We start from the raw sequence: 4,793 nt of genomic DNA, 5'->3' as shown, positions 1-4,793 counted from the left end.
CCCTGCGGGATCGGCATGCGGTAGCAGCAGGGCTGGGATCAGTCGACAGGATTGCACAGCGACAGGGATTATCACTTCTTTGCTTTAAGGCTCAAATGCATCACCCCTGCTATTAGATATGCTGTCCTCGCTGTATGCCCCCCCTGTACGCTATCTTGTCGGACGGCGGACGGTCCCTTAATCCTCAGCCCTTTTCCTTAAAGTATTTTCGTTGTTTGGGGCGCTTTACTTAAGGACTATTCTAATGGGATGTCATCAAATTGTAACCTACGCTTGTCAAAATGCGGGAAACCCGTCCTCTGATATGTTAAAATCAGGTTTCTTCACCATTTCGAGCCAAACTGATTGGGAATATTCGTTGGAAAACTTTAACATTGTGACTGGATGGTCAGTGGTATCGGCTCCATGAGAGCGGGAGAGCGAGTCCTCCCGAGGAGCAGACTGAGACTATTCCGGGCGAGGGCGGTATGACTTAGGACACTTTTAATTACTTTCAAACCAACCGGCGGGTGCGAGGCGCCCATGCCGGGTATAAAAACTAATCTTCAATAGCAAGTATGAAAAGGAAAATCGAACTATTGCTAGCATTCCTTCTGCTATCGATCAGTTGCGCCTTTGCTCAGAAGCTGACCGTCAAGGGTACCGTCCTCGACGAGACCGGTCAGTCGATCATCGGTGCCACGGTCCGCGAGAAGGGTGTGGCGACCAATGGTGCTTCCACTGACATGGATGGTCACTTCACGCTGACCGTCAATCAGGGAGCCACCATTATCGTCTCCTACGTCGGCTACACGACCCAGGAGGTCAAGGCAGCCGCACAGCTCACCATCAAGATGGTCCCCGACAACGAGCTCCTCGACGAGGTGGTTGTGATCGGTTACGGTACACGTGCCGTCGCTAATACCTCTGCGTCAGTCGTGAAGGTCAACTCTAAAGACCTCCAAGAGAAACCGACTGCCAACATTATGGATGCCGTCCAGGGTAAGGTCTCCGGTGTACAGGTGCTGACCTCATCCGGTGAGCCGAGTGAGCAAGCCTCTGTAAAGTTCCACGGAACAGGATCCTTAGGTGCCGGATCTGCTCCTCTCTACATTCTCGATGGTATGCCTGTGTCATCAGGGATGATCCAGTCGATGAATCCTAATGACTTTGAGAGTATGCAGTTCCTGAAGGATGCGGCGGCAACCTCAATCTACGGAGCACGTGCTGCCAATGGTGTCATCTACATCACCTCTAAGAAGGGTAGAATGGCAGAGCGTGCAACTATTACCGTCCGTGGTCAGTATGGTGTCTCTCAGCTTGCTAACGTAGGCTACTATAACCGGATGATGAATAGCGAGGAGCTCTTTAACTTCTGGGAGGAGTCTGGGCTCTGGAGCAAGAAGTCAGTAGATGGTCTTCGTGAGAAGTTCGCTGGCAATGATACCCAGTGGTGGAAGTTCTACTACCAGGATGCCCCAATGATGCAGGGCGATATTGCTATTTCCGGCGGATCTGCCAAGACGAACTACTACCTCTCTATGGGTTACCTTGATCAGAAGGGTATTCGTGCAGGGTCAAGGTACTCGAAGATGAATATGCGTCTGAATCTTAATAGCACCCTTAACGACGCTATTAAGCTCGGTATGAAGTCTAGTATCTCTTATGATAATGCTAGCGTCAGCCCTAATTCCTTTGGTCCAGGCGAGACGTACGCATCTCTTGCAACTCTTATCAATCCTCCCTTTGTGACTCCGTACAAGGAGGATGGATCAGAGTATTGGGATGAGCCTATTCCTTTCTTGGGAGCTTATAACCCCAAGTACAATATGAGCAAGGACACGCCTAGAGATAAGACGCTCTATGTGAACCTTGTCGGCAATCTCACAATAACTCCCTTTAATGGTTTCCAGATCAGGTCTCAGGCAGGAGTAGAGCTTTCTGACTATACTCGTGATCGACTCCGTAAGCCATCCTGGATACCTCTGGCAGGAAATGGTACCAACTCCAAGCAGTTCTCCCGTGACATTACTTTTACCACAAATAATGTGGCAGAGTATAAGTTCAGCATTAATGACGTCAATCACTTCATCACGCTTGTAGGTCAGGAGTATATTGCTAATAGCTATAACTTCTTCAGTGCATTTGGTGCAGGTCTTACAGACGATCGTCTGTCACTTCTTGCCCACGCCACGAAGGAGAAGGCTGTGGATGAGAAATTCTCAGAGTATGCTTTCCTCTCATTCTTCGGTCAGTTCTCATACGATTACGATAGCAAATACTTCGTTGATCTCGTACTTCGTAACGATGCCTGCTCACGATTTGGTGCCAATCACCGGAGCGCTACCTTCTGGTCTGCCGGTCTTCTCTGGAAGGCCAAGAAAGAGTCCTTCCTTGAGGATGTCAGCTGGGTCGATGGCTTAGACTTCCGTCTCTCCTATGGTACCCAGGGTAACGCTGATATTGGCAATTACCAGGCGCTTCCTACCGTGCGTAAGAGTGGACAGTACAAGGGTGTAGCCGGATGGGGAATCGACAATGCCGGTAATCCCGATTTGACATGGGAGTCTCAGGATCAGGCAACCTTTGGAGTGACTGCAGATCTCTTTGATAGATTGCATATCAATTTTGAGGTCTACAATAGACTCACTCGTAATATGCTGATGGCAGTTCCTCAGCCTTATACTTCCGGTCTCCTTGTTGATGGCATGGGATTCGCTTCCATTATGTCAAATGTCGGAAAGTATCAGAATCGTGGTTTTGACCTGACTGTAAAGGGCGATATCCTTCGTGGAGAGGATTATGGACTGAGTGCCTATGTCAATGTAAACTACAATAAGGATAAGGTCCTTGAGCTCTTCCAGGGTCGTGATAGCTGGATCCTCCCCGGATACGGGTACGGCTACATCGTAGGGCAGCCGGTATCGTTTGTGTACCCGGTCTACAAGGATGTTGATCCCGACACTGGTCTGCCCAGATGGTATCTCCCCCAGATGGACGAGAAAGGTCAGCCGATCAAGAAGATTAATCATATGGACGACTCTCAGCTGACCTCAGACTTTGACGAGGCCCTACTGGAGCAAAATACGGGCAAGCCGCGCTATCCCGATTGGAACGGTGGCTTTGGTATCGGTGGACATTGGAGAGGCTTCTCTATCCAGGCCGACTTTGCCTTCGTCCTCAATAAGTGGATGATTGCTAATGAGGCATTCTTCACTAAGAACCCTGTGATTTTTGACTCTAACAATACCGATAAGGAGAGCGCTAATTATTGGAAGCAGAAGGGAGATGTTGCTAAGTTCCCTTCTATGGACTATCAGTTTGCCGTAGGTAACGCTACTCAGTTTGATAGCAGCCTTCTCTCTGATGCATCATTTATGCGTCTCAAGAACCTCACCATTGGCTATCAGTTCCAGAAGGATCTCCTCGCTCGCCAAAACGTACTTACAGGTCTTAAGATCTATGGTAGTGCCAGAAACCTTTGGACAGTGACCAATTTTGAGGGAATTGACCCGGAGGTTAACTCTAATCTTTCTTTCCACACCAATCCGAATACAAAACAATTTGTTGTTGGTCTCGAAGCAAGTTTCTAATCGGATAATCACTATTGAATTATGAAAAAAATAATCATAACACTCGCTATAGGGCTGACGCTCGGGATGGTCTCTTCGTGTGATCTGACTAGAAATCCTAAGAATGTTACGTCCAAGGACGGCTCTCTGGTGAACGTTACCGACATAAATCGTCGCGAGATCTCGGTGATGAGTCGCTTCAGAGGCATGCAGGGCGACATCTACGAGATCGTCCAGGATCTCCAGGCAGATCAGTTGTCTACGACGATTGAGCAGGCAAATCACTACGCTGGTAGCTTGAACTGGGACGGAGTAACGACCGCAGATTACGATCGTCGTGATGTCTGGATCGGATATTACCAGGGTATCGGTGCCGTGAATGAGGTAATGGAGGCCGCTCCCTCGATCGAGCCTGCTAAGGGTGAGGAAAAGTCCTATAACCTCGCTCTGGGAACGCTTCATTTTATGCGTGCCTACATGTATGCTAATCTTGCTCTGCGCTACGGTACGCCATACAAGGCTTCCACCGCAGCTTCAGATCTTTGTGTTCCCCTGATTTTGAAGGTGAATTATACGGAACGTCCTACTCGTGCCACTAATGAAGCTATCTATAATCAGATCTTCAACGTGGACATAGCGAAGGCTAAGACCCTGCTGGCAGCTCGCCAGGGCAAATCTATGTCTGACGAGGTGACTGTAGATGCAGTGACGGCTCTTGAGGCTCGTACCAGACTATACATGAGTGACTGGGACGGTGCATATAAGGCTGCTAAAAAGCTTATTGACTCAGGCCGTTATCCTCTGGTAGCTCCTGATGAGAGCAAGTTTGTCAATATGTGGGTCTACGATAACTCTTCTGAGGAGATCCTGACGCTTTTTGTATCTCGTCCCGATGAGACTACGTGGATTAATCCCTATTTCGGCCAATCTACTAAGGCTAAGAGGCCTGATGGTTCGAAGGGTGTTAATAATCCCTCTTATCTGCCGACTCAGACCATCCTCGATCTGTATGAGGACAAGGATCTGCGTAAGTCTGTTTACTTTGAGAAGCAGATTTGTAACATCAAGGATAATTTCTACGAGTTCTACGTGGTCTCTAAGCGTAAGGGAAATCCCAAGTATGCTGCTACGGTTAACCCTGGCTTTACATTCTGGAACGGCTATGTGCCAAACTCTATGCATGCTCCCAAGGTTTTCCGTATTGCTGAGCAGTATCTGATTGCCGCTGAGGCTGCCTATAAC

2 protein-coding genes are annotated in these 4,793 nt (G+C 48.6%); both read left to right on the top strand.

Features of this window, described 5'->3' with window-relative positions; translation table 11 throughout:
- Nucleotides 1-557: 557 nt before the first annotated feature.
- Nucleotides 558-3,572: a SusC/RagA family TonB-linked outer membrane protein gene (locus B088_RS07925; RefSeq protein ID WP_025081984.1), complete on the top strand. Its 3,015-nt coding sequence runs from the start codon at nt 558-560 to the stop codon at nt 3,570-3,572.
- A gap of 66 nt (nt 3,573-3,638) precedes the next feature.
- On the top strand, nt 3,639-4,793 hold a 1,155-nt coding region (locus tag B088_RS08430; protein WP_162138008.1), incomplete at its 3' end, for a RagB/SusD family nutrient uptake outer membrane protein.

Source organism: Porphyromonas bennonis DSM 23058 = JCM 16335 (assembly GCF_000375645.1).
Classification (GTDB): Bacteria; Bacteroidota; Bacteroidia; order Bacteroidales; family Porphyromonadaceae; genus Porphyromonas_A; species Porphyromonas_A bennonis.
Note: the sequence above shows the minus strand (reverse complement) of the source record. Positions and strands in the feature narration are given on the sequence as shown.

What these genes read in the sequence shown, in the direction of transcription:
- B088_RS07925 (WP_025081984.1), top strand. Translation starts at nt 558, where the DNA reads ATGAAAAGGAAAATCGAACTATTGCTAGCATTCCTTCTGCTATCGATC.